The following is a 1,621-nucleotide window of genomic DNA, read 5'->3' on the forward strand; positions in this document are numbered from 1 at the left end:
CCTTGATTGTCATTTTCATTGCAACAGCCTCAGGACTCAGCGCAACGCGTTGCGCTGAGTCCTGAGGCGCGAATCCGGGTAGGCAACCCCAGAGGGGCCGGAATCCCCCGGCCCGCGATGGAGGGAGGCCGAAATGTCCAGACCGAAGCCGTCCGGGAGGTCGTACGGGAGGCTCACGAGGCATGAGAGGAACACGGTCGAGAGGATGCTCGACCTCAACCGCAGCGCCCGCGAGATCGCTGCGGAGCTCGGCAGGTCGCCATCGACCGTGACCAGGGAGGTGGCGGCGCACCGCTACGTCACCGCGCCGCGCTCGCGCTACGGCGAGCCCGCGCCCGCGGACCTGTCGGGGGCCTGCCCCAGGCTCTCCGCGTGGCCGAGGTGCTGCAACGGCTGCTCGCACAGGAGGGGCTACGGCTGCTCGAGGAGGCCCAGGGTGTTCTACAGCGCAAGGAGGGCGCAGGAGGCGGCCGACGCCGAGCTCTCGGCGAGCAGGTCCGGGATCGACGAGACCGTGGAGGGCGCCGCCGCCAAGCTCGCGGCCATCAGGGACGGGCTCGCGCGCGGGCTCTCCCCGCAGCAGATAGCGGCGGCGACCCCCGGGCTCAGCGCCTCCACCGTCTACAGGTGGGTGGACGCCGGCTACGACGGCATGACGAACATGGAGCTCAGGCGCAAGGTCGGCTACAGGCCGAGGTCGCGCCGGGCCCCGGGGAGGGCGACGTCGCACTCGGCGCGCAGGTCGCACGCGTCGTTCCTCGCGCTCGGCGAGGACGCCTGCGCCGCGGCCTGGGAGATGGACACCGTCGAGGGCGCCAGGGGCGACTCCGCCAGGCTCCTCACGCTCCTGCACCGCCCGAGCCGCTTCCAGCTGGCCCTGCCGCTGCCGGACGGCACGTGCGCCTCGGTCCTGGCGGCGCTCTCCTCCCTGCGCGGGGTCCTCGGCGAGGACGGCGCGAGGCGCGCCTTCGGCGCCGTGCTCACCGACAACGGGAGCGAGTTCGCCGACGAGGGCGCCATCGCGGCGCTGCTCGGCGAGCGGGACGGCGAGACCAGGCTCTTCTACTGCGACCCCCGGCAGAGCCAGCAGAAGGGCGCGTGCGAGAAGAACCACGTGGAGATCAGGAAGCTGCTGCCCAAGGGCGCCGGGGCCAGGTTCGACCGGCTGACGGCGGCGGACTGCGCGCTGCTCATGTCGCAGGTGAACTCCGAGCCGAGGGGGGCGCTCGGGTTCCTGACGCCGGCGCGCGTGCTGCGGATGGCCCTCGGGGAGGACGCCTCCGCCCTCATGGACGCGTTCGGGATAGAGGAGCTGGCGCCCGGCGAGCTCGACCTCACGCCCGGCTGCATCGACAGGGCCAGGGCCGCGAGGGGCGAGGGGCCGCTGGCGGGGTAGGCGTCGGGCCGGGACATGGGCCGGAGGGCCCGTTGCGCTGAGTCCGGAACGGCTGCGCGGCGGGCTGGCGGAGCATGCGGCGGCGGCATGGGGGCACCGGCCTCCACAGCCTATCCACCTGCGGAAACGAGGCGACGGCCAGGTGCCGGGGGCTATTTCCGCGTTGCGCTAGCTGCGGAAACGCGGGGTCCGTTCAGGCTGTTGCGCTGAGATTGAAAATCAACC

General features: G+C 72.6%; 1 protein-coding gene. It reads left to right on the top strand.

Features of this window, described 5'->3' with window-relative positions; all coding sequences use genetic code 11:
• The first annotated feature begins 133 nt into the window (after nucleotides 1–133).
• A complete protein-coding gene (locus DW754_RS10775) occupies nucleotides 134–1,396 on the top strand; it encodes an IS30 family transposase (RefSeq protein WP_117833508.1) in 1,263 nt (420 codons plus the stop codon).
• Nucleotides 1,397–1,621: the final 225 nt, after the last annotated feature.

It is taken from the genome of Collinsella sp. AM29-10AC (assembly GCF_003469085.1).
Lineage (GTDB): Bacteria > Actinomycetota > Coriobacteriia > Coriobacteriales > Coriobacteriaceae > Collinsella.

Bases quoted from the DNA above. Each gene is read 5' to 3' on its own strand.
- DW754_RS10775 (WP_117833508.1), top strand. From the start codon at position 134: ATGTCCAGACCGAAGCCGTCCGGGAGGTCGTACGGGAGGCTCACGAGG.